This window comes from Streptomyces sp. Pv4-95 (genome assembly GCF_045782725.1).
Lineage (GTDB): Bacteria > Actinomycetota > Actinomycetes > Streptomycetales > Streptomycetaceae > Streptomyces.
Genome location: NZ_CP127172.1, coordinates 6797465 through 6823908 on the forward strand (window position 1 = coordinate 6797465; position 26444 = coordinate 6823908).

General features: G+C 70.9%; 27 protein-coding genes and 7 tRNA genes. 22 read left to right on the forward strand and 12 right to left on the reverse strand.

Going from position 1 to position 26444, the window contains the following annotated elements; genetic code table 11:
• Positions 1-19: 19 nt before the first annotated feature.
• The 5 genes from QOM21_RS29765 to QOM21_RS29785 all read right to left on the reverse strand — a co-directional run bounded on the left by QOM21_RS29765 (position 20) and on the right by QOM21_RS29785 (position 496).
• Positions 20-91: transfer RNA gene (locus QOM21_RS29765), tRNA-Val, on the reverse strand.
• Between the two features lie 39 nt (positions 92-130).
• A tRNA-Val gene (locus tag QOM21_RS29770) sits at positions 131-202 on the reverse strand.
• A gap of 37 nt (positions 203-239) precedes the next feature.
• Positions 240-311, reverse strand: a tRNA-Val gene (locus tag QOM21_RS29775).
• 1 nt (position 312) lies between these two features.
• Positions 313-386, reverse strand: a tRNA-Cys gene (locus tag QOM21_RS29780).
• Positions 387-423: 37 nt separating this feature from the next.
• Positions 424-496 (reverse strand) — tRNA-Gly (locus QOM21_RS29785).
• A 177-nt stretch (positions 497-673) separates the two neighbouring features.
• Here QOM21_RS29785 and QOM21_RS29790 point away from each other — a divergent pair.
• From QOM21_RS29790 to QOM21_RS29800, 3 genes are read left to right on the forward strand one after another with little or no spacing between them, the layout of a single operon-like run.
• On the forward strand, positions 674-1744 hold the full coding sequence (locus QOM21_RS29790; RefSeq protein ID WP_407554110.1) for a chorismate-binding protein: 1071 nt from the start codon (positions 674-676) through the stop codon (positions 1742-1744).
• Positions 1741-2565, forward strand: coding sequence for an aminotransferase class IV (locus QOM21_RS29795; protein WP_407554111.1), 825 nt, complete (start codon positions 1741-1743; stop codon positions 2563-2565). Before QOM21_RS29790 ends, QOM21_RS29795 begins: the two co-directional genes overlap by 4 nt.
• A gap of 39 nt (positions 2566-2604) precedes the next feature.
• On the forward strand, positions 2605-3435 hold the full coding sequence (locus QOM21_RS29800) for a GNAT family N-acetyltransferase (RefSeq protein WP_407554112.1): 831 nt from the start codon (positions 2605-2607) through the stop codon (positions 3433-3435).
• 31 nt (positions 3436-3466) lie between these two features.
• On the opposite strand, the gene QOM21_RS29805 is transcribed toward QOM21_RS29800, so the two are convergent.
• Positions 3467-3988 (reverse strand): DsbA family protein, encoded by a 522-nt coding sequence (locus QOM21_RS29805; RefSeq protein ID WP_407554113.1) that lies wholly within the window; start codon positions 3986-3988, stop codon positions 3467-3469.
• A gap of 192 nt (positions 3989-4180) precedes the next feature.
• Between QOM21_RS29805 and QOM21_RS29810 the strand changes: the two genes are divergently transcribed.
• Together QOM21_RS29810 and QOM21_RS29815 are read left to right on the forward strand one after the other, a co-directional pair.
• The gene (locus tag QOM21_RS29810) at positions 4181-4639 is read left to right on the forward strand and encodes a hypothetical protein (RefSeq protein WP_407554114.1); all 459 of its coding nucleotides are present in this window, start codon (positions 4181-4183) and stop codon (positions 4637-4639) included.
• Between the two features lie 68 nt (positions 4640-4707).
• Positions 4708-4863: a hypothetical protein gene (locus QOM21_RS29815; protein WP_393894253.1), complete on the forward strand. Its 156-nt coding sequence runs from the start codon at positions 4708-4710 to the stop codon at positions 4861-4863.
• 36 nt (positions 4864-4899) lie between these two features.
• On the opposite strand, the gene QOM21_RS29820 is transcribed toward QOM21_RS29815, so the two are convergent.
• Both QOM21_RS29820 and QOM21_RS29825 read right to left on the reverse strand, forming a co-directional pair.
• A complete protein-coding gene (locus tag QOM21_RS29820) occupies positions 4900-5466 on the reverse strand; it encodes a CGNR zinc finger domain-containing protein (protein ID WP_407554115.1) in 567 nt (188 codons plus the stop codon).
• A gap of 228 nt (positions 5467-5694) precedes the next feature.
• Entirely contained in the window at positions 5695-6108 is a 414-nt protein-coding gene (locus tag QOM21_RS29825; RefSeq protein ID WP_003959770.1) for an SsgA family sporulation/cell division regulator, read from the reverse strand.
• 189 nt (positions 6109-6297) lie between these two features.
• Here QOM21_RS29825 and QOM21_RS29830 point away from each other — a divergent pair, with 189 nt between their 5' ends.
• From QOM21_RS29830 to QOM21_RS29845, 4 genes are all read left to right on the forward strand, one after another.
• Positions 6298-6729 (forward strand): TIGR02611 family protein, encoded by a 432-nt coding sequence (locus QOM21_RS29830; RefSeq protein WP_407554116.1) that lies wholly within the window; start codon positions 6298-6300, stop codon positions 6727-6729.
• A gap of 53 nt (positions 6730-6782) precedes the next feature.
• Positions 6783-6854: transfer RNA gene (locus QOM21_RS29835), tRNA-Val, on the forward strand.
• Positions 6855-6940: 86 nt separating this feature from the next.
• A complete protein-coding gene (locus QOM21_RS29840) occupies positions 6941-7402 on the forward strand; it encodes an SRPBCC family protein (protein ID WP_407554117.1) in 462 nt (153 codons plus the stop codon).
• A gap of 115 nt (positions 7403-7517) precedes the next feature.
• A tRNA-Val gene (locus QOM21_RS29845) sits at positions 7518-7589 on the forward strand.
• 159 nt (positions 7590-7748) lie between these two features.
• Here QOM21_RS29845 and QOM21_RS29850 read toward each other — a convergent pair.
• A complete protein-coding gene (locus QOM21_RS29850) occupies positions 7749-8474 on the reverse strand; it encodes an exonuclease domain-containing protein (protein WP_407555906.1) in 726 nt (241 codons plus the stop codon).
• A gap of 278 nt (positions 8475-8752) precedes the next feature.
• Between QOM21_RS29850 and QOM21_RS29855 the strand changes: the two genes are divergently transcribed.
• From QOM21_RS29855 to thrS, 3 genes are all read left to right on the forward strand, one after another.
• Positions 8753-9319, forward strand: coding sequence for a DUF4365 domain-containing protein (locus QOM21_RS29855; RefSeq protein ID WP_407554118.1), 567 nt, complete (start codon positions 8753-8755; stop codon positions 9317-9319).
• Positions 9319-10506 carry a hypothetical protein gene (locus QOM21_RS29860; protein ID WP_407554119.1) on the forward strand — a complete coding sequence of 396 codons (1188 nt, stop codon included), beginning with the start codon at positions 9319-9321 and terminating at the stop codon, positions 10504-10506. Before QOM21_RS29855 ends, QOM21_RS29860 begins: the two co-directional genes overlap by 1 nt.
• A gap of 104 nt (positions 10507-10610) precedes the next feature.
• Positions 10611-12590, forward strand: coding sequence for a threonine--tRNA ligase (thrS, locus tag QOM21_RS29865; protein WP_407554120.1), 1980 nt, complete (start codon positions 10611-10613; stop codon positions 12588-12590).
• Between the two features lie 57 nt (positions 12591-12647).
• Here thrS and QOM21_RS29870 read toward each other — a convergent pair whose 3' ends face one another.
• Positions 12648-13289, reverse strand: a complete 642-nt coding sequence (locus tag QOM21_RS29870) for a potassium channel family protein (RefSeq protein ID WP_407554121.1) — start codon at positions 13287-13289, stop codon at positions 12648-12650.
• Between the two features lie 67 nt (positions 13290-13356).
• Between QOM21_RS29870 and QOM21_RS29875 the strand changes: the two genes are divergently transcribed.
• The 3 genes from QOM21_RS29875 (at position 13357) to QOM21_RS29885 (ending at position 16030) form a co-directional block, all read left to right on the forward strand.
• Complete coding sequence (locus tag QOM21_RS29875) at positions 13357-13914, forward strand: HIT family protein (RefSeq protein WP_393894244.1); 558 nt, start codon at positions 13357-13359, stop codon at positions 13912-13914.
• Positions 13915-14006: 92 nt separating this feature from the next.
• Positions 14007-14825 (forward strand): polysaccharide deacetylase family protein, encoded by an 819-nt coding sequence (locus QOM21_RS29880; RefSeq protein WP_407554122.1) that lies wholly within the window; start codon positions 14007-14009, stop codon positions 14823-14825.
• Positions 14825-16030 (forward strand): hypothetical protein, encoded by a 1206-nt coding sequence (locus tag QOM21_RS29885; RefSeq protein ID WP_407554123.1) that lies wholly within the window; start codon positions 14825-14827, stop codon positions 16028-16030. Before QOM21_RS29880 ends, QOM21_RS29885 begins: the two co-directional genes overlap by 1 nt.
• Positions 16031-16051: 21 nt before the next feature.
• Here the strand turns inward: QOM21_RS29885 and QOM21_RS29890 are convergent, their stop codons facing one another.
• Both QOM21_RS29890 and QOM21_RS29895 read right to left on the reverse strand, forming a co-directional pair.
• Complete coding sequence (locus tag QOM21_RS29890) at positions 16052-17728, reverse strand: hypothetical protein (RefSeq protein ID WP_407554124.1); 1677 nt, start codon at positions 17726-17728, stop codon at positions 16052-16054.
• A 160-nt stretch (positions 17729-17888) separates the two neighbouring features.
• Positions 17889-20087 carry an elongation factor G-like protein EF-G2 gene (locus QOM21_RS29895; RefSeq protein ID WP_407554125.1) on the reverse strand — a complete coding sequence of 733 codons (2199 nt, stop codon included), beginning with the start codon at positions 20085-20087 and terminating at the stop codon, positions 17889-17891.
• Between the two features lie 301 nt (positions 20088-20388).
• Between QOM21_RS29895 and pgsA the strand changes: the two genes are divergently transcribed.
• The 7 genes from pgsA to QOM21_RS29930 all read left to right on the forward strand — a co-directional run bounded on the left by pgsA (position 20389) and on the right by QOM21_RS29930 (position 26403).
• Positions 20389-21045, forward strand: a complete 657-nt coding sequence (gene pgsA, locus QOM21_RS29900; RefSeq protein WP_407554126.1) for a phosphatidylinositol phosphate synthase — start codon at positions 20389-20391, stop codon at positions 21043-21045.
• Positions 21042-22112 carry a phosphatidylinositol mannoside acyltransferase gene (locus QOM21_RS29905; protein WP_407554127.1) on the forward strand — a complete coding sequence of 357 codons (1071 nt, stop codon included), beginning with the start codon at positions 21042-21044 and terminating at the stop codon, positions 22110-22112. The genes pgsA and QOM21_RS29905 overlap by 4 nt, the downstream gene beginning before the upstream one ends.
• On the forward strand, positions 22109-23308 hold the full coding sequence (locus QOM21_RS29910) for a glycosyltransferase family 4 protein (protein WP_407554128.1): 1200 nt from the start codon (positions 22109-22111) through the stop codon (positions 23306-23308). Before QOM21_RS29905 ends, QOM21_RS29910 begins: the two co-directional genes overlap by 4 nt.
• Before the next feature lie 49 nt (positions 23309-23357).
• The gene (locus QOM21_RS29915) at positions 23358-23903 is read left to right on the forward strand and encodes a hypothetical protein (RefSeq protein WP_407554129.1); all 546 of its coding nucleotides are present in this window, start codon (positions 23358-23360) and stop codon (positions 23901-23903) included.
• Between the two features lie 129 nt (positions 23904-24032).
• A complete protein-coding gene (gene pdxS / locus QOM21_RS29920; RefSeq protein ID WP_398557490.1) occupies positions 24033-24944 on the forward strand; it encodes a pyridoxal 5'-phosphate synthase lyase subunit PdxS in 912 nt (303 codons plus the stop codon).
• A gap of 7 nt (positions 24945-24951) precedes the next feature.
• Positions 24952-25545 (forward strand): pyridoxal 5'-phosphate synthase glutaminase subunit PdxT, encoded by a 594-nt coding sequence (gene pdxT, locus QOM21_RS29925; protein ID WP_407554130.1) that lies wholly within the window; start codon positions 24952-24954, stop codon positions 25543-25545.
• A gap of 105 nt (positions 25546-25650) precedes the next feature.
• A complete protein-coding gene (locus QOM21_RS29930) occupies positions 25651-26403 on the forward strand; it encodes a YebC/PmpR family DNA-binding transcriptional regulator (RefSeq protein ID WP_407554131.1) in 753 nt (250 codons plus the stop codon).
• Positions 26404-26444: the final 41 nt, after the last annotated feature.

Genomic DNA, 26444 nt, shown 5'->3' on the forward strand with positions numbered 1-26444 from the left:
CCGGCCCTCGGCTGCTGTGTGGACGATACTGGGATTGAACCAGTGACCTCTTCCGTGTCAGGGAAGCGCTCTCCCGCTGAGCTAATCGTCCTCGGGACCGCGGATCTCGATGATCTCCGCAGGTGCTGCGTGCGCGATACTGGGATTGAACCAGTGACCTCTTCCGTGTCAGGGAAGCGCTCTCCCGCTGAGCTAATCGCGCGGGACGGACACCCGGTGATGCGTTGCCGGGGATCCAGTGGACGATACTGGGATTGAACCAGTGACCTCTTCCGTGTCAGGGAAGCGCTCTCCCGCTGAGCTAATCGTCCTTGGAGGTGGAGACGGGATTTGAACCCGTGTAGACGGCTTTGCAGGCCGTTGCCTCGCCTCTCGGCCACTCCACCAGGAGTGAGGGGGTTCGGGAAAAGATCCCCCACATCGAGCGGACGACGAGACTCGAACTCGCGACATCCACCTTGGCAAGGTGGTGCTCTACCAACTGAGCTACGTCCGCAGGTGTGTCTCCCAGACTACGTCCGGGAGCTACTCGGCCTCCGGGGCGCTTGCGCGTCCCGGCGACGTGTTGAACTCTAGCGGATTCCGGGGCCAGTACAAAAACGCGTTTGTGCAGCGTGCTGCGCTGCTCACTCGGCCCGGGCGGCGATCGGGCCACCGCCATAGACTCACTGACGTGCACGACTTCCCTCCCATGGCGCGCTTCGGGGGTCTCATAGCCACCGACCTGCGCGATGTCACCAGCGATCCCGCGGCCCTGGACTCCACCGGCTGGTGGGCGGTGATCGCGGACTTCGAGGGCGCGGTGGTCTGCGCCCGCTTCGCGGACGTCCGGCCCGCCACGGCCGCGGACGCGCCCGCGCCCGGCCGCTGGAGCGGACCGACGCCGGCCGCCTGGCGCAGCTCCCTGGACCGGGACGCCTATACCGCCGGCGTACGGCGCATCCGTGCATACATCGCGGCCGGCGAGGTCTATCAGGTGAACCTCTGCCGCGTCCTGACCGCGCCGCTGCCCGATCCCGCCCGCGCCGACGTCGACGCCCTCTCCGCGGTGCTGGCCCTGGGCAACCCCGCCCCGTACGCCGGCACGGTCCGGTTGCCCGCCCATGGCGTAGAGGTGGCCACCGCCTCCCCCGAGCTGTATCTGCGCCGGGCGGGCCGCACCGTCGAGTCCGGGCCCATCAAGGGGACCGGGAGGACCGCCGAGGACCTCTCCGAGAAGGACCGGGCGGAGAACGTGATGATCGTGGACCTGGTCCGCAACGATCTCGGCCGGGTCTGCGCGAGCGGCACGGTGACCGTCCCGGCACTCTGCGCGGTCGAGGAACACCCCGGCCTCGTCCACCTCGTGTCCACCGTGCGCGGCGAGCTGGCCGAGACGCACGAGAAGACGGCCTGGGCGGACCTGCTCGGCGCCACCTTCCCGCCCGGGTCCGTCACCGGCGCCCCCAAGTCCAGCGCCCTGCGCATCATCGACGAGCTGGAGACCGCGCCCCGCGGCCCGTACTGCGGCGGCATCGGCTGGGTCGACGCCGACCGCCGCACCGGCGAGCTGGCCGTCGGGATCCGGACGTTCTGGATCGACCGCGCCGCGCCCGCGGGTCCGGTGCTCCGCTTCGGCGCGGGGGCGGGCATCATCTGGGACTCCGATCCCGACCGGGAGTGGGCCGAGACCGAGTTGAAGGCGAGCAGGCTGCTGGCGGTAGCGTCGGGACTGCACGCCGCGAGTGGAGGAGAGCGACGATGAAGATCTGGCTCGACGGGGGACTACGGGACGCCGACGGCGCCCGCGTCTCGGTCTTCGACCACGGCCTGACGGTCGGCGACGGAGTCTTCGAGACCCTCAAGGCCGAGGAGGGGCGTGCCTTCGCCCTCACCCGCCATCTGGAGCGGCTGACGACCTCCGCCCGGGGGCTCGGACTGCCCGACCCCGACCTCGACGAGGTGCGGCGCGGCTGTGCGGCCGTGCTGGAAGCCAACCCGATGGCGCTCGGACGGCTGCGGATCACCTACACCGGCGGCGTCTCGCCGCTCGGCTCGGACCGCGGCGATCTGGGCGCGACGCTGGTGATCGCGCTGTCCGGCACCCACCGCAGGCCCGACACCACGGCCGCCGTCACGGTGCCCTGGACCCGCAACGAACGCGGCGCGCTCGCCGGGCTGAAGTCGACGTCCTACGGCGAGAACGTCGTCGCGCTCGCCCGCGCCCGCGAACAGGACGCCTCCGAGGCGCTGTTCGCCAACACCGTCGGCGCGCTCTGCGAAGGCACCGGCTCCAACGTCTTCGTCGTCCTCGACGGTGAACTGCACACCCCGCCGCTGGCCTCCGGCTGTCTGGCGGGCATCACCCGGGCCCTGACGGTCTCCTGGGCGGGCGCCAAGGAGACCGATCTGCCTTTGGACGTGCTGGAACGGGCCGAGGAGATCTTCCTGACCTCCACGCTGCGCGACGTCCAGGCGGTGACCCGGATCGACGGGCGCCAACTGGCCGACGCCCCCGGCCCGGTGACGGCCGAGGCCCTGCGGATCTTCGAGCAGCACGCGGCGGCGGATTTCGATCCGCGCTGAGGACGTGCCCGGCGGCCGGGCGGCGGGTAGAAAGACTGCGTGACCACAACGCTGCGGCCCGCGGGACCGGAAGAACGACGTGACGACGGGGGACGGGCCCGTGTCTACGACGTCTGCGTCAACAGCCGCCGGGCGGGCGGTATCCGGCTGGGTACGGACCCTCGGTTCGGCCCCACGGCCGGCCGGATCGAGGCCCTCCGGATCGAGGCCCCCGACCGGCGGCGCGGCCGCGCCACGGTCGCCGCGCTCGCCGCGGAGGAGGTGCTGCGCGGCTGGGGCTGCCGGCAGATCGAACTGACCGTCCCGGCCGAGACCGAGGCCGCCGTGCGGCTCGCCACCGCTCTCGGCTACACCGAACGCAGCCGCACCCTGGCCAAGCCACTCAGCGAGCCGCCCCCGCTTCCCGAGGGCAGCGTTGCCCGTCCGCTGAGCGAGGAGGAGTACCCGGCCTGGCGGGACGCCGCGCTCGCGCTGCACGTCCGTACGCAGATCGGCCAGGGGATGGCCCCCGAGCGTGCCGAGGAGGCGTCCGCGGCCGGGCACCGTGCGCTGCTGCCGGAGGGCGTGGGGACGCCCGACCAGGCGCTGCGCGTCCTCACCGACGACGGCGTGCGGGTCGGCAGCATCTGGGTCGCCCTGCGGATGGCGGAGCAGCCCGGCGGCTACGTCGTCGATGTGCAGGTCGCGGCCGCCCACCGGGGCCGGGGCCACGGGCGCACCCTGATGCTCGTCGCCGAGCGCGAGAGCCTCTCCGCCGGACGTTCGTCCCTGGGCCTCAACGTCTACTCCGACAACACCCCGGCCCGGAGCCTCTACGACTCTCTGGGCTACCGGCCCACCGCCTACCTGCTGTGGAAGCCGTTGCTGTGAGCGGGCAGGCCGGCCCGTGGCGCGCCCGGCGTCAGCCGCGCTCGGCCAGGAGGCGGTCGGCGATCTCCTCGATCCGGGCGCGCAGCCCTTCCTGGCTCTTTCCGCCGTCCAGCCGCTCGCCGTCGATCACATACGTCGGGGTGCCGCTCACCCCGATCGCCTTGCCCTCGGCCTGGTCCGCGTCGACGATCAGCAGATGCCGGCCGTCGATGAGCGCGGTGTCCATCTCCTCCGCGTCGAGGCCCAGCTCCGCGGCCACCTCCAGCAGCAGCTTCTCGCCGCGGCTGCCGAGCTCGCCGGTACGGGCCAGCACCGCCTCGATGAACGGCCACCCCTGGCCCTGGTCGATGGCCTCCTCGGCGGCCTGGGCGGCGACGTAGGCGTGCTTGTGCTTCTCCAGCGGGAAGTGCCGCAGCCGGAGCTCCAGGCGGTCGCCGTAGCGCTCGCGTACCGCCCGCAGGTCCTCCAGGGCGGCGTGGCAGTCCGGGCACTGCAGCTCGCACCACACGTCCAGGACGGGGCGGGCGGGGCGGGAGGTGGTGGCATCGTTCATGAGGCCAGTCTTCCAGCCCGCGGACCGCCGCCCGAAGCGGGACCGGAGAGGGACCGCAACGGGACCGGGGGAGGAGCGAACCCGGAAATGTCCCTGAGGACGGCACGGAACATGGTCGCCGGAGCGCCGGAGAGGGCAGGATGGAAGGCAGGAGCGGATTGCCGCTCGCACATCCATCGGCAGGAGGACCGGATGCTGACCTCGACCGTGTGTGCCGCGGTGTCGGCGGCGGGCCTGGGCATCGCCGCGCTGACCGCGTACCGCAAGCGGTTCCTGACCGCGACCCGCATCGCCGCCTTCTCCCTCATCCCCATCGGCCTGGTGATGACCGGCGTCATCGACTGGGTCACCGACCTCGTCTTCAAGCCGACGGTCTGGGCGGGCTTCGGCATCCTCGCGATCTCGGTCGTGCTGTTCCTGCTGGCCAGGACAGTGGAGCGCCGCAGGGGCGGCGTGGGAAGCCGCAAGGAGCGCAAGGCGGCGAAGGGCTCCCGGCCCGACGCCGTGGCACCGGCCGCCTCGGCGCCCTCCCTGAGCGCCGGCCGCGGCGCCGCTCAGCCGGCCGCGAAGCCGCGGGAGCGGGGCAAGGAGGCTGCACCCAAGGATGACTTCTCGGACATCGAAGCGATCCTGAAAAAGCACGGGATCTGATGAACTACCGCTGCTGAGGGGCCCATTGGGCGCCTCGGGACGATCATCTGCGCCATGATGCGCGCGAGATGAACGATGAGTGCGCCCTGGCCCGGGACGACGCCCCGGCCCCCGAACCGCGCGGCTGTCTTTTCGCGCTGTCCCAGCCGCCGCTGATGCTCTTCCTCGGCGTTATCGGCTTTCTGCTCCTGCTCGGCGCCGTACACGACCTGTACGTCCTGTGAGGCCGCCTGCCCGCTGCCGGGCGGGCGGTACGCCGTTCAGCCCGCGGCCTCCCGCCGCCGGGCGCGGTAGGCGGCGACGTGCAGCCGGTTTCCGCAGGTGCGGCTGTCGCAGTAGCGCCGGGACCGATTGCGCGAGAGGTCGACGAAGGCGTGCCGGCAGTCCGGCGCCTCGCAGTGCCGCAGCCGCTCGCGCTCCCCGGCGACCACGAGGAACGCCAGCGCCATCCCGCCGTCCGCTGCCAGGTGGTCGGAGACCGAGGCGCCCGGCGCGAAGTAGTGGACATGCCAGTCGTAGTTGTCGTGATCGGTCAGCCGCGGTGTGGTGCCGGCCGAGGCGACCAGGAAGTTCAGCAGCTCGGCCGCGATCCGGTCGTCCTCGGCCGCGAAGACCTGGGCGAAGCGTGCGCGGACGTCCCGCACGGCCGCCAGATCGTCCTCGCCGAGGGCGCCCACGTCGCTGACGTCGTTGCGCTGCACGAACTCCTGGAGGGCGGCGAGGTCGGTGAGGCTGTCCGGCGCCCCGGGCGCTTCGCCCTCCGGTGCGGTGTTGAGCAGATCGACGACCGCGTCGAGCGCGCACCGGGTGTCATGGGTGATCATCACGGTTCGCTCCCTGGCCGGATGGGGTCCGACGCGTGCCGACCCCGGTGTTCGTTGCCGAATGGTCGCCGACTCTAGCGCTTCGAACAAGCCTCGGCGCCGCCTCCGCGGTGGGTCCGCGGCGACGGCGCCGAAGTGTGCCGTATGAACTTGTCGGTCCTGCGCCGTCGCCCCGAGTCGGACGGTCGCAAGTCGTGAGCGGTTGGGTGCGGTGGATGGCTGTGGTGCGTCTCAGCTCTCCGCGAGGATGTGGGAGAGCTCCGTGTCGAGATCGAAGTGCCGGTGTTCCGTACCGGGTGGCACGGCGGCGTCGGTCCTCTTGAGGAACGATTCGAGGGCCCGTGCGGGGGCCTCGAGAAGGGCTTCTCCCTCCGGGGAGCTCAGGGCGATGCAGACCACGCCCTGTCCGTGGCTCCGGGACGGCCAGACGCGGACGTCTCCGGTGCCGGTGGGCCGGTGCAGGCCCTCGGCGAGGAGGTCGCGGGCGAAAACCCACTCGACGGTCTCCTCGGCTCCGGTGTGGAAGGTGGCGTGCACGGCGTAGGGATCGGCCGTGTCATACCGCAGGCCCGCGGGTACAGGCAGTGAGGACTCGCTCGACACAACGAGGCGCAGGTGCAGCTCGCAGCTGACCGTGGTGTTCATAAGCGCCAGGGCCTTTCGCTCAGTGTGCGCTCGGGGATTCGCACGTCGGCGAAATCGACATGCCACCTACGGTGCCGTTGTAAACCCCTCTGACTGTTTTGGGTGGCTTCAGGTACCTCTTACGGCGGATTGCGGGATCGTCCTCGGCGGTAATTCCGGTGGACGGATCTCGTCCGGTAAGTTGGCCTTATGAATACGCAGAGTAACGGGGGGCCGGAAGCCGACGAGGAGGACGCCACGACGACCGAGCGTCCGCTCGGATCGCGGGCGCCGCGCTTCATCAAGAGCTCCCGGCCGCTGCACGTGAGCTGGCAGGTCGGAGTCTTCGTGGTCGGCCTCGCGGTCGTGGTGGCCGGAGTGATCATGCTGCCGCTGCCGGGTCCCGGCTGGCTGGTGATCTTCGGCGGTATGGCGATCTGGGCGACGGAATTCGTCTGGGCGCAGTTGGTGCTGCGCTGGACGAAGGTGAAGGTCACCGAGGCGGCCCAGAAAGCGCTCGACCCGAAGGTGCGGCGGCGCAACATCATTCTGACCACCATCGGCCTGGTGATCATCGCGGTGGCGCTCGCGGTGTATGTGTGGAAGTTCGGTTTCGCGATGCCGTGGAACGTCTCCGAGTGATCCACAAATGGTCCGGAGCCCCCGCCCACGTGGGGTAATGTTGGCGGTGCGCCGGGCGATTAGCTCAGTGGGAGAGCGCTTCGTTCACACCGAAGAGGTCACTGGTTCGAACCCAGTATCGCCCACCCCGGACGACGGCCCGGAGACATCAAGTCTCCGGGCCGTCGTGGTTGTTGAGCGCGCGCTCACCGCTGTCGCGCACACTGGGATCATGTCCGACTGGTCAGGCCGCCTGCATCGCCACACCTTCCGCAGCGTATGGCTGCTCGACGCGCAGCCCGGCGTCGTCTACGCCGTGCTCGAACGCGTCGAGGCGTATCCCCGGTGGTGGCCGCAGGTGCGTGAGGTGACCTCGATCGACGAGCGCACCGCGGAAGCCCGGATCCGGTCACTGCTGCCGTACGACCTGACGATCGTGGCCGCCGAGAAGGTACGGGATCCCGGGGCGGGCGTGCTGGAGATCGCGATGCGCGGGGACCTGGCGGGCTGGGCGCGCTGGACGATTCGCCCCGGCAAGGGCGGGACGCGCGCGGTCTACGAGCAGGAGGTCGAGGTCTGCAAGCCGCTCCTCAGGGTGCTCGCGCCCCTGGCGCGGCCGCTGTTCCGCCTCAATCACGCCGTGATGATGCGGGCCGGCCGGCGTGGGCTGGCGAGGTGGCTGGCCCGGGGGTGAGGGCGGCCGGGAGGTCCGGCGGGTCCGCCCGGACCGGTGCGGCCCAGGAATTTGATGAAAGGCCGCCGCGACCTGTATTGTTCAGGTCGTTCGCGGGGAAACCTCGCCGACACCCGGGCGATTAGCTCAGTGGGAGAGCGCTTCGTTCACACCGAAGAGGTCACTGGTTCGAACCCAGTATCGCCCACCGGGATCAAGAACCGGGCCGCCAAATGGCGGCCCGGTTCTTTTTGTTGAGATCTCGCGGAGAGCGGCCGGAGGCGGTCGGAGATGTGCCGGAGATCCGTCTTTTCCGCGGGCGCCGGGGAAACCGCCGCCGGTGAATGCCGGGAATTCTGAGGTGCTATCAGGCGGCGGCGGGGAGTTCGGGACGCAGCGGCCAATGGGGGTCGACGGCCTCGGGAGTGCCGCTGCGGTCGAACCACGCCTGCAGCCCGCGGGCCTGCGCGGCGTACCAGACCGCCTGCCGGGTGTGCAGCTCGCGCGGCTGCAGCCCTTCCAGGCGTTCGGCGAAGCGGTGTCCCAGTGCCCGGACGACGCGCAGCGCGGCGAGGGCGTCGGCCGCCGCCTCGTGGGCGCCGGTCAGCTCGACCTCGTAGTGCGCGCAGAGGTCGGTCAGGGTGCGGCGGCCCTTGCGGTAGCGGTCGAGGTGCTTGTCGAGGACCCGCGGGTCCAGGACGCAGAGCGAGCGGCCGCCGAGATAGGCGTCGAAGGGGGTGGCGCGGTGCCGTTTCAACTCGCGGTCCAGCAGGGTGAGATCGAACGGCGCGTTCATCACGACGAGCGGCCGGCCCGCCACGGACTGGGCGGCCAGGGCGCGGGCGATCTCCTCCAGCGCCGGTGCCGGCCACCGGCCGTGCAGCGCGAGATGGTCACCGGTCAGGCCGTGTATCGCCGTCGCGGCCTCGGGTATCTCCACGCCCGGATTGATCAGCCAGCGGGTGATCCGCGGCGCGGAGCGGGGGGTCTCCTGGACCACCAGGGCCGCGGAGACGACCCGGTCCCGCTCGACGTCGATCCCCGTCGTCTCGGTGTCGAAGGAAGCAAGTGGACCGTCATACCAGCACGGCATCATCCCAACTCCTCGGGCTCGTGCGGCGGGTGCCGGTGTACGTCACCCGAGCTGGTGATACCCGAGCTGCCGGGTGGTCGAACCGCCTTTGTTTGCGGAGCACTTGACGCGGAGAAAACCACAGGGACGGGCCGGCGCGATCCGCGCGGTCCGGCGGCGGCGTCCTCGGGCGCCACCGGGCGCAGCCGAGAGCACGCTGGATCTCCTTTTGCGCGCGGGCGGCTGTCTCCCCGTCATCCACAGGTTTCGATCGGCACAGCCCGGAAGGCATGGGAGCGATGACGCTCGCGCAGCCCGAACCGGGCGGGCTGCTGCCTCAGCGGATCACCCCGCGGCGCGGCGGACTCGCCACCACGGCCTGCATGGAGACCCTCCAGGTGGGCTATCTGCACGCGATCGCCGCCGCCTCCGGGTGCTCGCTGTCGCAGCCCTTCCCGGACAACGGAATCGACTGGCACGTCAGCCACGGCGGGGCCGGCCACACCATCGACGACGAGGTCACCATCAAGGTGCAGCTCAAGTGCACCTACCAGACCGCTCCGCGCCCCCCGGGGCCCACCTTCGCCTTCACGCTCGACAACGATCACCTGGTGAAGCTGGCCCGTACGCCCGTTGCGGTCCACAAGATCCTGGTGGTGATGCTGGTGCCGCGTACCCAGGAGGACTGGCTGCGGGCCGGTCACGACCACCTCGAACTGCGGCACTGCTGCTACTGGACCAACCTGGCCGGCCACCCGGTGACCGGCCGGCGCAGGACCACCGTGCGGATCCCGACCACGCGGATCTTCGACGACCGTGCGCTCTGCGACATCATGACGCGCGTCGGGGCGGGAGGGAGACCCTGATGTACCGGCCGACCGATGAATACGACGCGAGGCTGCTGGACCCCGCGCAGCTCGACCCTGCCGTGCTCGGCGCGCTGCTCGCCCGGCACGGCTGGCGCCGCAGGGGCGGGGCCGCCGGGCACTACGCCCGGTGGACGCCGCCCGGCGGAGGGGGCGGCACCAGCCTGCTGGTGCCCCACGATCGCCGCTTCCCCGACAGCGCGGAGCTGCTGGCCGAGGCGCTGGCCGCCCTCGCCCGGAGCGCGGTGCCCTCCGCCGGGGAGGTGCTGGTGGGGCTGGCCGTACCCAGCGACGAGGTGCGCTGGGAGCGGGGGATCCCGGACGACGGCGCCGGGGCCGCGGCGTGGCTGGCCCAGGAGCAACTGCGCGGTGCCGCGCGCTCGACGCTGATCGCCGGGGCCCTCGGCACCTGCTCCCGCGCCGGCTTCTACGGGGCACGGCACAAACGGCAGGCCGAGAAGTTCATGGCCGCGGTACTGGTCGGACCGGCGTCGGCCGGGCGCCGGATGACCGCGTTCGTTCCCGTCAGGGCCGGGCGTACGGCCGTCGCCGGATTGCAGCGGGCGCTGCACGCCGCGCGGGACGCGACCGACTACCAGCGGGCCACCGGCGGCATGGAGGCCTTCGACGCGGCGGTGGAGCTGGGCGTCTGCTACGAGCTGGCCCAGGCGCTGATCGCGCTGGTACGGGACTCCGAGGGGGTGCGGATCACGGTGGAGTGGTCGCCGGCGGCCGGCGCCCCGGCCGGCAGCGCGGCCCGCCCCGAGCCGGTGGAGTTCTCCCCCGGGGACCTGCCGGCGCTCCAGCAGGCAGCCCGCCGCTATGTGCGCGGTGAGCCGTCGCTGCCGGTGCGGCTGACCGGCGCGGTCGTGCGGCTGCGCCGGGAGCGGCCGGGTGGGCCGGGGACGGTGCGGTTGAGGGTGCTCGCCGGGGCGGATGTGGTGCAGGTGCGGGTCGCCCTGGGGGAGGAGGACTACCGGATCGCCGCACACGCCCACCTCGTGGGGCTGCCGGTCCGGGTGACCGGGCGGCTGGAGAGCCGGGGCGGTTTCCGGCGCCTCACCGGCGGCTGCGAGGTCACGCCCGTACAGGTCGACGACACCGAGCGGGACCGGCTGATGAAGTCCCTCCAGGAGAATCTGGACTTCTTCGAGGAGGCGTGCGGCGGGCCGCTGTCCGGCGACTGAGCGGGGCCCGGGGCAAACCGTTTCGCGGTGGGGTCGGGTGGCTCGGTACGATTCGGCTGCGCAGCAATCGCTGACGTGCAAGAGACATGAGTTTGGAGAGACCGGTGTCAGACGTCCGTGTGACCGTCCAACGCGATTCCGAGCGGGAAGAACGCGTGGTGACCACGGGGACTACGGCCGCCGAGCTCTTCCAGGGCGAGCGCAGTGTCGTCGCCGCTCGGGTGGCCGGGGAGCTGAAGGACCTGGCCTACGAGATCACCGATGGCGAGGTGGTCGAGCCTGTCGAGATCACCTCCGAGGACGGCCTGAACATCCTGCGGCACTCCACCGCGCATGTGATGGCCCAGGCCGTGCAGGAGCTGTTCCCGGAGGCGAAGCTCGGCATCGGGCCGCCCATCAAGGACGGCTTCTACTACGACTTCGACGTCGAGAAGCCCTTCCACCCGGACGACCTCAAGCGCATCGAGAAGAAGATGCAGGAGATCCAGAAGCGCGGGCAGAAGTTCGCGCGCCGGGTCACCACCGACGAGGACGCCCGCGAGGAGCTCGCCGACGAGCCGTACAAGCTGGAGCTCATCGGCCTCAAGGGCTCCGCCGCCGAGGCCGCCGAGGGCGCGTCCGCGGAGGTCGGTGCCGGCGAGCTGACCATCTACGACAACCTCGACGCCAAGACCGGCGAGCTGTGCTGGAAGGACCTCTGCCGCGGTCCGCACCTGCCCACCACCCGGAACATCCCGGCCTTCAAGCTCATGCGCTCGGCCGCGGCGTACTGGCGGGGCAGCGAGAAGAACAAGCAGCTCCAGCGCATCTACGGCACCGCCTGGCCGACGAAGGACGAGCTGAAGGCGTACCTGGAGTTCCTGGCCGAGGCCGAGAAGCGCGACCACCGCAAGCTCGGCTCCGAGCTGGACCTGTTCTCCATCCCGGAGGACATCGGTTCCGGCCTGGCGGTCTTCCACCCCAAGGGCGGCATCATCCGCCGGGTCATGGAGGACTACTCCCGCCGGCGCCACGAGGAGTCGGGGTACGAGTTCGTCTACACCCCGCACGCCACCAAGGGGAAGCTGTTCGAGAAGTCGGGCCACCTCGACTGGTACGCCGACGGTATGTACCCGCCCATGCAGCTCGACGAGGGCGTTGACTACTACCTCAAGCCCATGAACTGCCCCATGCACAACCTGATCTTCGATGCGCGCGGCCGCTCCTACCGCGAACTGCCGCTGCGCCTCTTCGAGTTCGGGACCGTCTACCGGTACGAGAAGTCCGGCGTGGTGCACGGCCTGACCCGCGCCCGCGGCTTCACCCAGGACGACGCGCACATCTACTGCACCAAGGAGCAGATGGCGGACGAGCTGGACGCCACCCTCACCTTCGTCCTGGACCTGCTGCGCGACTACGGCCTGACCGACTTCTACCTGGAGCTGTCCACCAAGGACCCGGAGAAGTTCGTGGGCTCGGACGAGGCGTGGGAGGAGGCCACCGAGACGCTGCGCAAGGTGGCCGAGAAGCAGGGGCTGCCGCTGGTCCCGGACCCGGGCGGCGCCGCGTTCTACGGCCCGAAGATCTCCGTGCAGACCAAGGACGCCATCGGCCGTACCTGGCAGATGTCCACCGTCCAGCTGGACTTCAACCTGCCCGAGCGCTTCGACCTGGAGTACACCTCGGCCGACGGCACCAAGCAGCGCCCCGTCATGATCCACCGCGCGCTGTTCGGCTCCATCGAGCGGTTCTTCGCGGTGCTGCTGGAGCACTACGCGGGCGCCTTCCCGGCGTGGCTCGCGCCGGTCCAGGCGGTCGGTATCCCGATCGGCGACGCGCATGTGTCCTACCTCCAGGACTTCGCCGCCGCGGCGAAGGCCAAGGGGCTGCGGGTCGAGGTCGACGCCTCCTCGGACCGGATGCAGAAGAAGATCAGGAACGCGCAGAAGAGCAAGGTGCCGTTCATGGTCATCGCGGGTGACGAGGACCTCGCCAACAACGCGGTCTCCTTCCGCTACCGCGACGGCTCGCAGAAGAACGGCATTCCGCGCGACGAGGCGATCGCCGAGCTCCTCGACGTCGTGGAGCGCCGCGTCCAGGTCTGACAGCGGTTCTTCCCCGTACCGGGCCCCGGCGAGCGCACCACGCTCGCCGGGGCCCGGTCAGGTTTCGCCCTCCTGCCGGAAGCGGCGCATCAGCCAGGAGGAGAACGAGCCCACCACCGCCCCGACCAGGGCGACCCCCACGCACATCAGCCCGGTGGCGACCACCCGCCCGCGCACGGTGACGGGCGTGGAGTCGCCGTAGCCGGTCGTCGTCAGCGCGGAGCAGGCCCACCACACGGAGTCGCCGAAGGTCCGGATGTTCGCCCCGGGGGCATAGCGCTCGTCGTGCAGGACGGCCAGGCTGGCGGCGAAGCCCAGCAGCAGCGCGGAGAGCCCGGAGTACGTCATCACCCGCGCCTCCAGCGCGAGCCGCGGCCGCTGCCTGCGCCGCTGGAGACGTTCGTGCAGGTCGACCATGCGCAGCGGGCGCAGCAGCGGCAGCACGGTCACGATGAGGTCCAGCCAGCGGGTGCGTACGAAGTGCCGCCGGTTGTTGCTGAAGGCCAGCCGCGCGAGATATTCGGCGATGAAGACGGCCCAGCTCACGGCGGTGACGGTCTCCCACAGGGCGTGCCAGCCGGGGGATAGGTCGGGGATCAGGACGCGGACCGCGTAGGAGGTGAGGAAGAGGAGCGAGGCGAGGAGGAGGTACGGCTCGGCGCGCTGTTCCCATCTCCGCAGCCGCTCTTCGTTGTCCACCCGCTCAGCATCGTGGAGCGGACCGCGGGGTCCGCCCCAACGACACGCCTCGAACAGGCGAAGTCATATGCTGGCCCGTATGACAAGCGAGCCGGAGCAGCAGATCGGAGTCGGGACACAGGACGCCTTCCAGCGCCTGTGGACGCCCCACCGGATGGCCTACATCCAGGGGGAGAACAAGCCGACCGGTCCGGGGGCCGATGACGGCTGCCCGTTCTGTTCGATTCCCGCGAAGTCGGACGAGGACGGCCTCGTGGTCGCGCGCGGCGAGCAGGTCTACGCGGTGCTGAATCTGTACCCGTACAACGGCGGCCACCTCATGGTGGTGCCCTTCCGGCACGTCGCCGACTACACCGAGCTGACCGGCCCGGAGACCGCGGAGCTCGCCGAGCTGACCAAGCAGGCGATGTCCGCGCTGCGTACGGCCTCCGGGGCGCACGGCTTCAACATCGGGATGAACCAGGGCACCGTCGCCGGCGCCGGGATCGCGGCCCACCTCCACCAGCACGTCGTACCGCGCTGGGGCGGCGACACCAACTTCATGCCGGTGGTCGGCCACACCAAGGTTCTGCCTCAACTCCTCGCCGACACACGGGCAATGCTCGCGGACGCCTGGCCCGCGTAGACGGTCTCCCGTCCGGGTGCGCAAAGCGACACGCACCCGGACGAATCGGATAGATCGCCACTATTTGGAATAGCTGCCCCTCTAATGGTGTGGTGACTTCCCTAGATCGCCGCTCCGTGCTGCGCGCGGCCGCCTCGGCCGTGGCCGTCGGCGCGCTCGCGTCGAGTTGCGCCCGGGCCGGCACGGGCTCCTCGGCGGTACGGGTCACCGACCCGCCGCACTCCGAGGGGGCCGGCCCGCCGACGTCCAGCCCGGGTGCCGCCTCGCCCTCCCCGGCGCATGCCGCCCGCCCGCCGACCCGGGTGCCCGGTCTGCCCGCGGAGATCGAGCACGGCCCGCGCGACCGGCAGGCGGTGGCCCTGACCTTCCACGGGCGGGGCGACCCGAAGCTGGCCACCGCCCTGCTGGGCGAGGCGGAGCGGGGCGGCGCCCGGGTCACCGTGCTCGCCATCGGCGACTGGCTCGACGAGCATCCCGCGATGGCCCGCCGGATCCTCGACGGCGGCCACGAGCTGGGCAATCACACGATGCACCACCGCAATATCTGCGCGCTGCCGGCAGACGCGGCGTACGCCGAGATCAGCCAGTGCGCCGACCGGCTGCGACGGCTCACCGGAAGCATCGGCAGCTGGTTCCGCCCCTCGCAGACCCAGCGGTCCACCGCCCTGGTGACCCGGCTGGCCCGTAAGGCCGGCTACCCGCACATCCTCTCCTACGACCTGGACTCCCTCGACGCGGACGACCCCGGGGCGCCGGCTGTCCGGCGCACGGTGGTGGACGGCGTCGAACCGGGCTCGGTCGTGAGCCTCCACCTCGGGCACGCCGGCACGGTGGCCGCGCTGCCCCCGATCCTCGACGGCCTCCGCCGGCGCGGTCTGCGCGCGGTGACGACAACGGAGCTAGTGACGTGATGGCTGACCGGACCCGTACTCAAGACCGCACGACGTCCCGCCCCGGCCGCCGGGCCGCACTGCTCGCCGTGGCCTGCGCGCTGGTGGCGGCCGGCTGCGGTGGCGGCAGCGAGATCAAGGCCGCCGAGAACAGCCCGCACCCGGCGAAGCCGTCACCGGCCAAGGCCGTCAAGCCGGGCCTGCCCGGCATGCCGCCGCTGCTGGACCAGAACGACCTCTACGCGGCGGACCGCCCCAACAAGCTGTCGCCGGCCGTCAAGGGCTTCCCCTCGCGGGTGTACGTACCCAACACCGGGTCGGACACGGTGAGCGTCATCGACCCGAAGACGTACAAGGTCATCGAGACGATCCCGGTGGGCGTGCAGCCCCAGCACGTCGTGCCCTCGTGGGACATGAAGACGCTCTGGGTCAACAACAACCGGGGACACGACCTCACCCCGATCAACCCGGCCAACGGCAAGGCCGGCAAGAAGGTCGACGTCCACGACCCCTACAACCTGTACTTCACGCCCGACGGGAAGTACGCGGTCGTCATGGCCTCGATGGACAGGCAGCTGGTCTTCCGCGACCCGCACACCATGGAGGTGCGCAAGACGGTGCCGGTCAGCTGCGCGGGCGTCAACCACGCCGACTTCTCGCCCGACGGCAGGTACTTCGTCGTCTCGTGTGAGTTCTCCGGCGAACTGCTCAAGGTCGACACCGCGAAGATGAAGGTCATCGGCCAGCAGAAGCTGCCGTTCGAGGGCGCCATGCCGCAGGACGTGAAGATCTCACCGGACGGCAAGACCTGGTACATCGCCGACATGATGGCCGACGGCATGTGGGTCCTCAACGGTGACACCTTCGACCAGCCCAAGCTGATGCCCACCGGCAAGGGCGCGCACGGTCTCTACGTCAGCCGCGACTCCAAGCACATGTACATCTCCAACCGGGGCGAGGGCACCATCTCGCTCCTCGACTTCAAGAGCGGCGATCTCGTCGACAAATGGCGGATCCCCGGCGGCGGCAGCCCCGACATGGGCGGTGTCTCCGCGGACGGCAAGGTGCTGTGGCTGTCCGGCCGTTACAACTCCGAGGTCTACGCCCTCGACACCCGCACCGGGAAGACGCTGGCGAAGATCCCGGTGGGCGAGGGGCCGCACGGCCTGGCCGTCTATCCGCAGCCGGGCCGCTACTCCCTCGGACACACCGGGATCTTCCGCTAGGGCCGATCCGAGAGCCACGCCCTAGGCGTTGTACTCGTCCGCCTTCGCCGGCTCGACGCCCTGGATCATGCCGCTCAGCACCAGGGAACGGTTGTCGAAGCGCTCGGTGTCCACGCCGTTCTCCTTGAGCACGCTCATGGCGGCGGCGTGGACGGTGCGCAGTACCGGGGTGGCCGCGCGCAGCGCGTCGTCGGCCATGAAGCGGTGGCGCCAGGGCTTGTCGGCCCAGACGTGCCGCAGGCCGAAGGGCTCGGGCAGGACGAGCTTGCCGCCGAGGAAGTCCAGGACCGGCGGGAACCAGGTCAGCGGGGCCCGGGCGGCGAGGCGGACGACCTCGCCCGGCTCGATCAGCGGCAGCGTCTGGGTCTTGGTCTCCCAGAACCGTACGACCTTGGCGACGTCCTTGGTCTTGGGCTCGGGCTTGGTGGTGAAGAGGGCGTTCACCGGCCCCAGGGCGTGGCCGGTGACCTCGATGCGCAGCGTCTCGTGCAGCACCGTGACGGTGATCATCAGCGTGATCACCAGCTGGCCGTCCCAGAGCACGAACTGGACGCCGAGATAGTGGCGGTTGCCGCTGCCGAACTGCTGCTCGTTGCAGATCCGCTCTATCTCGTGCCCGCGGACCTGGAAGGCCTCCACCTCCGTGCCCTCCGGGTGGGCGACGGCCGTGGCCTTCTCGCCGACCGGGGAGACGATCCAGTGGCGCACCGACGGCGGTTGCTGGAAGCCGCCGGTGTGCAGCGGGCTGCGCTCCAGCAGGCGGAGCCGGTCGTGGATCACCCGGATGACGTCCCAGCTGCGGAAGGGGTGGATATCGGTGCCTTCCTGCGCCGGCCGGAGCTCCTCGGCCAGCTGCCAGCTGCCCCAGCGCGTGCCCATGCCGAGTATCCCCTTGGGCCCGGCGTAGAAGACGACGTTGCTGCGCTGCTCGGCGGAGACCTTGGCGAGGTTCTGCCGGAGGGTCTCGGCGGCGATCTCGTTCGGGTCCTGCGGCACCGCCTCGGGGATCTTCGCGGCCACGCCGCCGCCGTCGAGCAGGCCCTTCCAGGCGTCCCGCATCATCACGGCGGTCTTCTCGCAGATCTGCTTGGCCAGCCACCAGCCGACCACCGGGGCGACCAGCATGAGGCGGGCGTACAGCGCCCAGAAGCCGGTCAGCGGCAGCTTGACCATGAAGAACACCGCGGCGCCGCCGAGCACCAGCAGCAGCACGGTGCCCAGCAGGGAGACGCCGCCCTTGTCCTTGGAGAGCATCTTCTTGAGCTGGAAGGCACCCAGCCACAGCAGTACGCCCGGCAGGAAGACCAGGCCGAACAGCACCATCAGCAACGTCAGCTTGGCATCGCGCTGCTTGCGGACGCGGGTGGCGGACAGACAGTGCTCGACGACGGTCTGCGGCTCGGTGCCGAAGGACTGGATGAGCGCCTTGCGGCCGCCGCCGAGCATCCGCACCTGCACGGCGCGGGCGTACGCCTCGCCGAGATTCGGTGCGAACAGCGACAGCTTCGGCTTCTTGATCTCCGACGTGCCGGACTCGGAGTCGGCCGTCGAGATGTCGGTGAGCGGACTGTCCCGATAGGCGACCGAGGCCAGCGCCTGGGTGGCCGCCGTCTGACCGGAGCCTCCCAGGAGCGGCACCTGCGCCCCGGGACTGAAGTCAAAGCCGTCTGCCACTACCGCCCCCATCACCGCACGCATCCGATGATGCGGCTCTTTCCCGACTACCGCTCGCGGCACACCTGCTGGGCCTGCGACCTCTTGATCTCTCCCCGCCCCACACCCAGCCGGCAGGCTCTCAGCGTACAGCCGCCGCCCGGCCCAAGGGAGTTGAGCGGGACAGCGGCTGAGCAGCCGTTAACTATGCGCCGTTTTCGGCTTGTTCCCGCAGCTTCCCGGCGAGCTGGGACGGCATCGGCTCGTGTCGCAGGTAGATGCGCTGGAATCGCCCTGTCCCGTGCGACAGGGAGCGCAGATCCACGGCGTACCTGCCGACCTCCAGTTCCGGAACCTCCGCGCGGACGAGGGTGCGGCCGGCCCCTGACTGCTCGGTACCCACCACCCGGCCCCGGCGCCCCGAGAGATCGCTCATCACCGTGCCGACGAAGTCGTCCGGAATCAGCACGGTCACCTCGACGACCGGTTCGAGGAGGTCGATCCGGGCCTCCGCCGCCGCCTCCCGCAGCGCCAGGGCACCCGCCGTCTGAAACGCGGCGTCGGAGGAGTCGACCGAGTGCGCCTTGCCGTCCAGCAGGGTGACGCGGATGTCGACGAGGGGGTGCCCGGCGGCGACCCCGCGCGCGGCCTGGGCGCGTACGCCCTTCTCCACGGACGGGATGAACTGCCGGGGCACCGCGCCGCCCACCACCTTGTCGACGAACTCGATGCCGGATCCTCCCGGCAGCGGCTCGACCTCGATCTCGCAGATCGCGAACTGCCCGTGGCCGCCGGACTGCTTCACATGGCGGCCGCGCCCCGAGGCGGCGGAGCCGAAGGTCTCCCGCAGCGACACCTGGTGGGTGACGGTGTCCACCTGCACGCCGTAGCGGGCCCGCAGGCGCTCCAGCGCCACGTCGACATGCGCCTCGCCCATGCACCACAGCACCACCTGGTGGGTGTCCTGATGGTGCTCCAGCCGCATCGTCGGATCCTCGGCCACCAGCCGGGCCAGGCCGTGCGAGAGCTTGTCCTCGTCGGCCTTGCTGTGTGCCTGGATGGCGACCGGCAGCAGGGGGTCCGGCATGGTCCAGGGAGCCATCAGCAGGGGAGCGTCCTTGTCCGAGAGGGTGTCGCCGGTCTCCGCCCGGGACAGTTTCGCCACGCACGCCAGATCGCCGGCGATCGCCTGCGACAGGGTGCGCTGCTGCTTGCCGAAGGGTGCGGACAGCGCGCCGACCCGCTCGTCGACGTCATGGTCCTCGTGGCCGCGGTCCTGCAGGCCGTGCCCGGAGACATGCACCGTCTCGTCCGGGCGCAGGGTGCCGGAGAAGACGCGGACGAGGGAGAGCCGGCCTACGTAGGGGTCGGAGGAGGTCTTGACCACCTCCGCGGCGAGCGGGCCGGCGGGATCGCAGGTCAGCGGGGCGCGGGCGGCGCCGTCGATGCCGGTGACGGGGGGTGCCTCGCGCTCCGCCGGGGTCGGGAAGCCGCCGGTGATCAGCTCCAGCAGCTCGATGGTGCCGAGCCCCTGCCGGGACCCCTCGGCGGCCGGACCTGCCGCGAGCACCGGGTGGAACGTGCCGCGCGCCACGGCCGTCTCCAGATCCCCGATGAGGGTCTTGACGTCGATGTCCTCACCGCCGAGATAGCGGTCCATGAGGGACTCGTCCTCGCTCTCGGCGATGATCCCTTCGATCAGCCGGTTGCGAGCCTGCTCGATCAGGGGCAGCTCCTCAGCCGTGGGCGCGCGCTCGGTGCGCTCACCGGAGGAGTAGTCGAAGACCCGCTGGGAGAGCAGGCCGATCAGGCCGTGCACGGGTGCGTGGCCGTCGGCGCCCGGTGTGCCGTACAGCGGGAGGTACAGGGGGAGCACCGCGTCGGGGTCCTCGCCGCCGAAGGTGCCGCGGCACAGCTCGGTCATCTCGCCGAAGTCCGAGCGGGACGCTTCCAGATGCGTGACGACCAGGGCCCGCGGCATGCCGACCGCCGCGCACTCGTCCCAGACGGCACGGGTGGCGCCCGCCACCCCGTCCGCCGCCGAGACCACGAAAAGGGCCGCGTCCGCGGCGCGCAGACCGGCCCTCAATTCCCCGACGAAATCGGCGTACCCCGGGGTGTCCAGGAGATTTATCTTGACGTCGCCCCAGTCGACCGGGACCAGGGAGAGCTGAATGGAGCGCTGCTGGCGGTGCTCTATCTCGTCGTAGTCGGACAGACAGCCGCCGTCCTCGACCCTGCCCGCCCGATTGACGGCGCCGGACGCCAGCGCGAGCGCCTCGACCAGGGTGGTTTTTCCCGAACCGCTGTGGCCGACCAGCACCACGTTCCGCAGGGCGGTGGGCCGGTCGGCCGTAGACGCCCTTCCGGCGGCTCCCGGGCGTGTACTCGATTTCTCGCTCATGTGTCTCGCCTCCAGGTCGACACTTTGCGGTGATTCGAGCTTTCCACCGTGGTCATGATGCGTCCATACGTGGCGCAAGGGGGGCGGTCGGGGAGCTGAGCGGTGATCTTGTGACGAAAGGGCCCGGGAACAGGGCCGACGGGCTCGTAGGTGCACCCGGGGGCGCGAGCCGATGCCCGCGAGCCGTGGCTTGCGCCCCACGCCGTGACGCATTGACGGCTGCCGCGGACCGCCTGGCTACGATGGGCCAGCCGGTGGCCCCTTTTGACCGCACGGCCCGCATCGACCCTCCGGGAAGGCCATGCTGAACAAGTACGCGCGTGCGTTCTTCACGCGTGTTCTCACGCCGTTCGCCGCCCTGCTCATCCGCCTCGGGGTCAGCCCGGACGCGGTCACCCTGGTGGGAACCGGCGGCGTGGTGGCCGGCGCCCTGATCTTCTTCCCGCTGGGCGAGTTCTTCTGGGGCACGATCGTCATCACCCTGTTCGTCTTCTCCGACCTGGTCGACGGCAACATGGCGCGGCAGCTCGGCCGCTCCAGCCGCTGGGGCGCCTTCCTCGACTCCACCCTCGACCGGGTCGCCGACTCCGCCGTCTTCGGCGGACTGGCCCTCTGGTACGCCGGGCGCGGCGACAGCCTGCTGCTCTGCGCGATGGCGATCTTCTGCCTCGCCAGCGGCCAGGTGGTCTCCTACACCAAGGCGCGCGGGGAGGCCATCGGGCTGCCGGTGAACGTCAACGGCCTGGTGGAGCGGGCCGAGCGGCTGGTCATCACGCTGGTCGCGTGCGGTCTGTCCGGGTTGCACGCGTTCGGCGTGCCCGGCATCGACATCCTGCTGCCGATCGCCCTGTGGATCGTCGGCGTCGGCAGCGCGGTCACCCTCGCCCAGCGCGTGGTGACGGTGCGCCGTGAATCGGCCGAGGCCGACGGAATCGCCCAAGGGGGGAGCGGCGCATGAGCCGTGAAGAGGGAACGGAAGAGGGCCCGGACTCCGGCCGCACGGCGCGGACCGGACTGCTGGGGCTCGACACCGACAAGCTGACCGACGGGCTCTACGGCCTGGGCTGGAGCACGGTCAAGAAGCTGCCGGAAGGCGTCGCCGTACGCCTCGGCCGGCAGATCGCCGACCTGGCGTGGAAGCGCCGCGGCAAGGGCGTCCGCCGCCTGGAGTCCAACCTCGCCCGGGTGGTGCCGGACGCCTCGCCCGAACGTCTCCGTGAGCTGTCCAAGGCCGGGATGCGCGCCTACCTGCGCTACTGGATGGAGTCCTTCCGGCTGCCCGCCTGGAGCGAGCAGCGGATAAAGGCCGGTTTCACCCCCCAGGACGTGCACTACCTGGAGGAGGGGCTCAAGAGCGACCGGGGCGTCATCCTCGCACTGCCCCACATGGGCAACTACGACCTCGCGGGCGTCTGGGTCACCACCAAGCTCGGCGTCCCCTTCACCACCGTCGCCGAACGCCTCAAGCCGGAATCCCTCTACGACCGTTTCGTCGCCTACCGCGAGGCTCTGGGCATGGAGGTGCTGCCGCACACCGGCGGGGCCGCCTTCGGCACCCTGGCGCGGCGGCTGCGCGCCGGCGGCCTGGTCTGCCTGGTCGCCGACCGCGACCTGTCCAGCTCGGGCATAGAGGTCAAGTTCTTCGGCGAGGCGGCGAAGATGCCGGCGGGCCCGGCGATGCTCGCCCTGCAGACCGGGGCGATGCTCCTGCCCGTCACGCTCTGGTACGACCGGACGCCGATCATGCGCGGCAGGGTCCACCCGGAGATCGAGGTGCCCGAGACCGGCACCCGCACGGAGAAGGCGTCCGCGATGACCCAGGCCCTCGCGGACGCGTTCGCCTCCGGGATCGCCGAACACCCGGCGGACTGGCACATGCTCCAGCGCCTCTGGCTCGCCGACCTGGAGCCGCGCGAGGAGGCCCCCGCCGACGACGGCACCGCGGCCCCGGGCGACGCGGCCGGCCCGCCGGCCGAGGCCCCTCCCGCCGCCCACGGCGATGCCGCGGAAACGGAGAAGGCGTGAAAATCGGCATTGTCTGCCCCTATTCGTGGGACGTCCCCGGTGGCGTCCAGTTCCACATCAGGGACCTCGCCGAACACCTGATCCGGGTCGGCCACGACGTCTCCGTCCTGGCCCCCGCTGACGACGACAAGCCGCTGCCGCCGTACGTCGTCTCCGCGGGCCGCGCGGTCCCGGTGCCCTACAACGGCTCGGTCGCCCGGCTGAACTTCGGCTTCCTCTCCGCGGCCCGGGTGCGCCGCTGGCTGCAGAACGGCGCCTTCGACGTCATCCACATCCACGAGCCGGCCTCGCCGTCCCTGGGGCTGCTCTCCTGCTGGGCGGCCCAGGGACCGATCGTGGCGACCTTCCACACCTCCAACCCGCGCTCCCGGGCGATGATCGCCGCGTACCCGATCCTGCAGCCGGCGCTGGAGAAGATCAGCGCCCGGATCGCGGTGAGCGAGTACGCCCGCCGCACCCTCGTCGAGCACCTCGGCGGCGACGCCGTGGTCATCCCCAACGGCGTCGACGTCGACTTCTTCGCGCGGGCCGAGCCGAAGGCCGAGTGGCAGTCCGCCCCCGAGGTCGACGCGGGGTCCGGCAGCGGCCGCGCGAGCACGATCGGTTTCATCGGCCGGATCGACGAGCCCCGCAAGGGCCTGCCGGTCCTCATGAAGGCGCTGCCCGCGATCCTCGCCGAGGTGCCGGACGCCCGGCTGCTGGTGGCGGGCCGCGGTGACGAGGAGGAGGCGGTCGCCGCGCTGCCCCCCGAGATGCGCTCCCGGGTGGAGTTCCTCGGCATGGTCACCGACGAGGACAAGGCCCGGCTGCTGCGCAGCGTCGATCTGTACGTCGCGCCCAACACCGGCGGCGAGTCCTTCGGCATCATCCTCGTCGAGGCGATGTCGGCCGGTGCCCCGGTCCTGGCCAGCGACCTCGACGCGTTCGCCCAGGTCCTGGACCAGGGCGAGGCGGGGGAGCTCTTCGCCAACGAGGACGCGGACGCCCTCGCCGCCGCCGCCGTACGCCTGCTCGCCGACCCCGAGCGGCTGGCCGAGCTGCGCGCACGCGGCAGCAAGCACGTCCGCCGCTTCGACTGGTCGACGGTCGGCGCCGACATCCTCGCGGTGTACGAGACGGTCACCGACGGCGCCGCCTCGGTGGCCACTGACGAGCGGGTGGGTCTGCGGGCCCGCTGGGGCCTGGCCAAGGAGTGAGCGACGACCGGTGCGGCGGGCGCCGCGGCGGCCGGTACTGTGACCCGGCGTGACCACCTTCATCTGGATCGCGGCCGCGGTCGTCCTCATCGGCGTCTACCTGAGCTGGACCGCCGGACGCCTCGACCGCCTGCACGCACGGATCGACGCGGCCAGGGCGGCCCTCGACGCCCAACTGCTCCGGCGGGCCTCGGTCGCCCAGGAGGTGGGCACCTCGGGTGTGCTCGACCCCGCCGCTTCGATCGTGCTCTACCAGGCGGCTCACGAGGCCCGGCAGGCCGAGGAGGACCACCGCGAGGTCGCCGAGAGCGAGCTGACCCAGGCGCTGCGCGCCATCTTCGCCGAGGACGCCCAGCTGGAGGCCGTACGGGAGGCCCCGGGCGGCGAGGAGACGGTCGCCGAGCTGACCGCGGCGGTGCGCCGGGTGCCGATGGCGCGCCGCTTCCACAACGACGCCGTAAGGGCCGCGCGCGCGGTGCGCCGGCACCGGGTCGTGCGCTATCTGCGGCTGGCCGGTCACGCGCCGTTCCCGCTGGCCTTCGAGATGGACGACGAGCCGCCCGCGGTGCTCGACGACCGCTCGGGCGGAAACTGAGCGGGGCCCGCCGCGCGGCGTCGCCGGCCGTAACGAGCCACTGACCTCTAATTGGCCCTTTTCGCAGGCCACTCGCAAAGGGTTGTGTGGGCGGCAACGTACAACCACCCGCACTGAGTGAGGTCCACCGTGTCCAGCACGCCCACCACGCCCCAGCACCCCGAGACCGGAACCGCGCGCGTCAAGCGCGGAATGGCCGAGCAGCTCAAGGGTGGCGTGATCATGGACGTCGTCACGCCGGAAGAGGCGAAGATCGCCGAGGACGCCGGCGCCGTCGCCGTCATGGCCCTGGAGCGGGTCCCGGCCGACATCCGCAAGGACGGCGGCGTGGCCCGCATGTCCGACCCGGACATGATCGACGGCATCATCAACGCCGTCTCCATCCCGGTCATGGCCAAGTCCCGCATCGGCCACATCGTCGAGGCCCAGGTCCTGCAGTCGCTCGGCGTCGACTACATCGACGAGTCCGAGGTGCTCACCCCGGCCGACGAGGTCAACCACTCCGACAAGTGGGCCTACACCACCCCCTTCGTCTGTGGCGCCACCAACCTGGGCGAGGCGCTGCGCCGCATCGCCGAGGGCGCGGCCATGATCCGCTCGAAGGGCGAGGCCGGCACCGGCAACGTCGTCGAGGCGGTCCGCCACATGCGTCAGATCAAGGGCGAGATCGCCCGCCTGCGCGGCTACGACAACAACGAGCTGTTCGCGGCGGCCAAGGAGCTGCGCGCCCCCTACGAGCTGGTCAAGGAGGTCGCCGAGCTCGGCAAGCTGCCGGTCGTGCTGTTCTCCGCCGGTGGCGTGGCGACCCCGGCCGACGCGGCCCTGATGCGCCAGCTCGGCGCCGAGGGCGTGTTCGTCGGCTCCGGCATCTTCAAGTCCGGCGACCCGGCCAAGCGCGCCGCCGCGATCGTGAAGGCCACCACCTTCTACGACGACCCGAAGGTCATCGCGGATGCCTCCCGCGACCTGGGCGAGGCCATGGTCGGCATCAACTGCGACACCCTCCCCGAGTCCGAGCGCTACGCCAACCGCGGCTGGTAGGGCGTCCATGACCACCCCCACCATCGGAGTACTGGCCCTCCAGGGCGATGTCCGCGAGCACCTCACGGCGCTCGCCGAGTCGGACGCCCTGGCGCGGCCGGTGCGCCGCGCCGAGGAGCTGGAGGGGCTCGACGGTCTGGTCATCCCGGGTGGTGAGTCCACCACCATGTCCAAGCTCGCGGTCGTCTTCGGCATGCTGGAGCCGCTGCGGGCGTTCGTCCGGGCCGGCAAGCCGGTCTACGGCACCTGCGCGGGCATGATCATGGTCGCGGACAAGCTGCTGGACGGCCGCGAGGACCAGGAGACGCTCGGCGGCGTCGACATGATCGTGCGCCGTAACGCCTTCGGGCGGCAGAACGAGTCCTTCGAGGCGGCCGTGGACATGGCCGGTATCCCCGGCGGGCCGGTCGACGGCGTCTTCATCCGGGCGCCGTGGGTCGAGTCGGTCGGCGCGTCCGCGGAGGTCCTCGCGACGTACGACGGGCACACCGTGGCGGTCCGGCAGGGTAACGTCCTTGCCACGTCTTTCCACCCGGAACTCACCGGCGACCACCGCGTTCACGCGTTCTTCGTCGATATGGTGAGGCGCGCGGAGCGCTGATCCGGGGCGGTGACGGCGGCGGGCGGCAGTTACTGCGGTCCGGCGCCGTCCCGGTAGGATCTCAGGCGTTCGTTTCTCAATTGGTTACGCGAAGGAGACAGGCGGATGTCCGGCCACTCTAAATGGGCTACGACGAAGCACAAGAAGGCCGTGATCGATGCCAAGCGCGGCAAGCTCTTCGCGAAGCTGATCAAGAACATCGAGGTCGCGGCCCGCACCGGCGGCGCCGACGTGGACGGCAACCCGACGCTCTTCGACGCCATCCAGAAGGCCAAGAAGAGCTCGGTGCCCAACAAGAACATCGACAGCGCGCTCAAGCGCGGTGCGGGTCTTGAGGCGGGCGGCGCCGACTACGAGACCATCATGTACGAGGGCTACGGCCCCAACGGCGTCGCGGTGCTCATCGAGTGCCTCACCGACAACCGCAACCGCGCGGCCTCCGACGTCCGGGTCGCGATGACCCGCAACGGCGGTTCGATGGCCGACCCGGGCTCGGTGTCCTACCTGTTCAACCGCAAGGGCGTGGTGATCGTCCCCAAGGGTGAGCTGACCGAGGACGACGTGCTCGGCGCGGTCCTGGACGCGGGCGCCGAGGAGGTCAACGACCTCGGTGACAGCTTCGAGGTGCTCAGCGAGGCCACCGACCTTGTCGCGGTGCGCACCGCGCTCCAGGACGCCGGCATCGACTACGACTCGGCCGACGCCAACTTCGTCCCGACCATGCAGGTCGAGCTCGAAGAGGAAGGCGCGCGCAAGATCTTCAAGCTGATCGACGCGCTGGAGGACAGCGACGACGTGCAGAACGTCTTCGCCAACTTCGATGTCTCCGACGACGTCATGGCCAAGGTCGACGCCTGACGCCTGACGGCTCCACCCGGCCGATCCGGCACCGCACAGGC

Excerpts from the sequence above, each read along its gene's own strand:
- QOM21_RS29795 (WP_407554111.1), top strand. The coding sequence starts at position 1,741 with ATGAAGATCTGGCTCGACGGGGGACTACGGGACGCCGACGGCGCCCGC.
- pgsA (WP_407554126.1), top strand. The coding sequence starts at position 20,389 with ATGCTGAACAAGTACGCGCGTGCGTTCTTCACGCGTGTTCTCACGCCG.
- pdxT (WP_407554130.1), top strand. The coding sequence starts at position 24,952 with ATGACCACCCCCACCATCGGAGTACTGGCCCTCCAGGGCGATGTCCGC.
- QOM21_RS29850 (WP_407555906.1), bottom strand. The coding sequence starts at position 8,474 with ATGCCGTGCTGGTATGACGGTCCACTTGCTTCCTTCGACACCGAGACG.
- QOM21_RS29810 (WP_407554114.1), top strand. The coding sequence starts at position 4,181 with ATGCTGACCTCGACCGTGTGTGCCGCGGTGTCGGCGGCGGGCCTGGGC.
- QOM21_RS29860 (WP_407554119.1), top strand. The coding sequence starts at position 9,319 with ATGTACCGGCCGACCGATGAATACGACGCGAGGCTGCTGGACCCCGCG.
- QOM21_RS29815 (WP_393894253.1), top strand. The coding sequence starts at position 4,708 with ATGAACGATGAGTGCGCCCTGGCCCGGGACGACGCCCCGGCCCCCGAA.
- QOM21_RS29855 (WP_407554118.1), top strand. The coding sequence starts at position 8,753 with ATGACGCTCGCGCAGCCCGAACCGGGCGGGCTGCTGCCTCAGCGGATC.
- QOM21_RS29825 (WP_003959770.1), bottom strand. The coding sequence starts at position 6,108 with ATGAACACCACGGTCAGCTGCGAGCTGCACCTGCGCCTCGTTGTGTCG.
- QOM21_RS29875 (WP_393894244.1), top strand. The coding sequence starts at position 13,357 with ATGCTGGCCCGTATGACAAGCGAGCCGGAGCAGCAGATCGGAGTCGGG.
- QOM21_RS29885 (WP_407554123.1), top strand. The coding sequence starts at position 14,825 with ATGGCTGACCGGACCCGTACTCAAGACCGCACGACGTCCCGCCCCGGC.
- QOM21_RS29890 (WP_407554124.1), bottom strand. The coding sequence starts at position 17,728 with ATGCGTGCGGTGATGGGGGCGGTAGTGGCAGACGGCTTTGACTTCAGT.
- QOM21_RS29905 (WP_407554127.1), top strand. The coding sequence starts at position 21,042 with ATGAGCCGTGAAGAGGGAACGGAAGAGGGCCCGGACTCCGGCCGCACG.
- QOM21_RS29840 (WP_407554117.1), top strand. The coding sequence starts at position 6,941 with ATGTCCGACTGGTCAGGCCGCCTGCATCGCCACACCTTCCGCAGCGTA.
- QOM21_RS29930 (WP_407554131.1), top strand. The coding sequence starts at position 25,651 with ATGTCCGGCCACTCTAAATGGGCTACGACGAAGCACAAGAAGGCCGTG.
- QOM21_RS29830 (WP_407554116.1), top strand. The coding sequence starts at position 6,298 with ATGAATACGCAGAGTAACGGGGGGCCGGAAGCCGACGAGGAGGACGCC.
- QOM21_RS29805 (WP_407554113.1), bottom strand. The coding sequence starts at position 3,988 with ATGAACGATGCCACCACCTCCCGCCCCGCCCGCCCCGTCCTGGACGTG.
- QOM21_RS29895 (WP_407554125.1), bottom strand. The coding sequence starts at position 20,087 with ATGAGCGAGAAATCGAGTACACGCCCGGGAGCCGCCGGAAGGGCGTCT.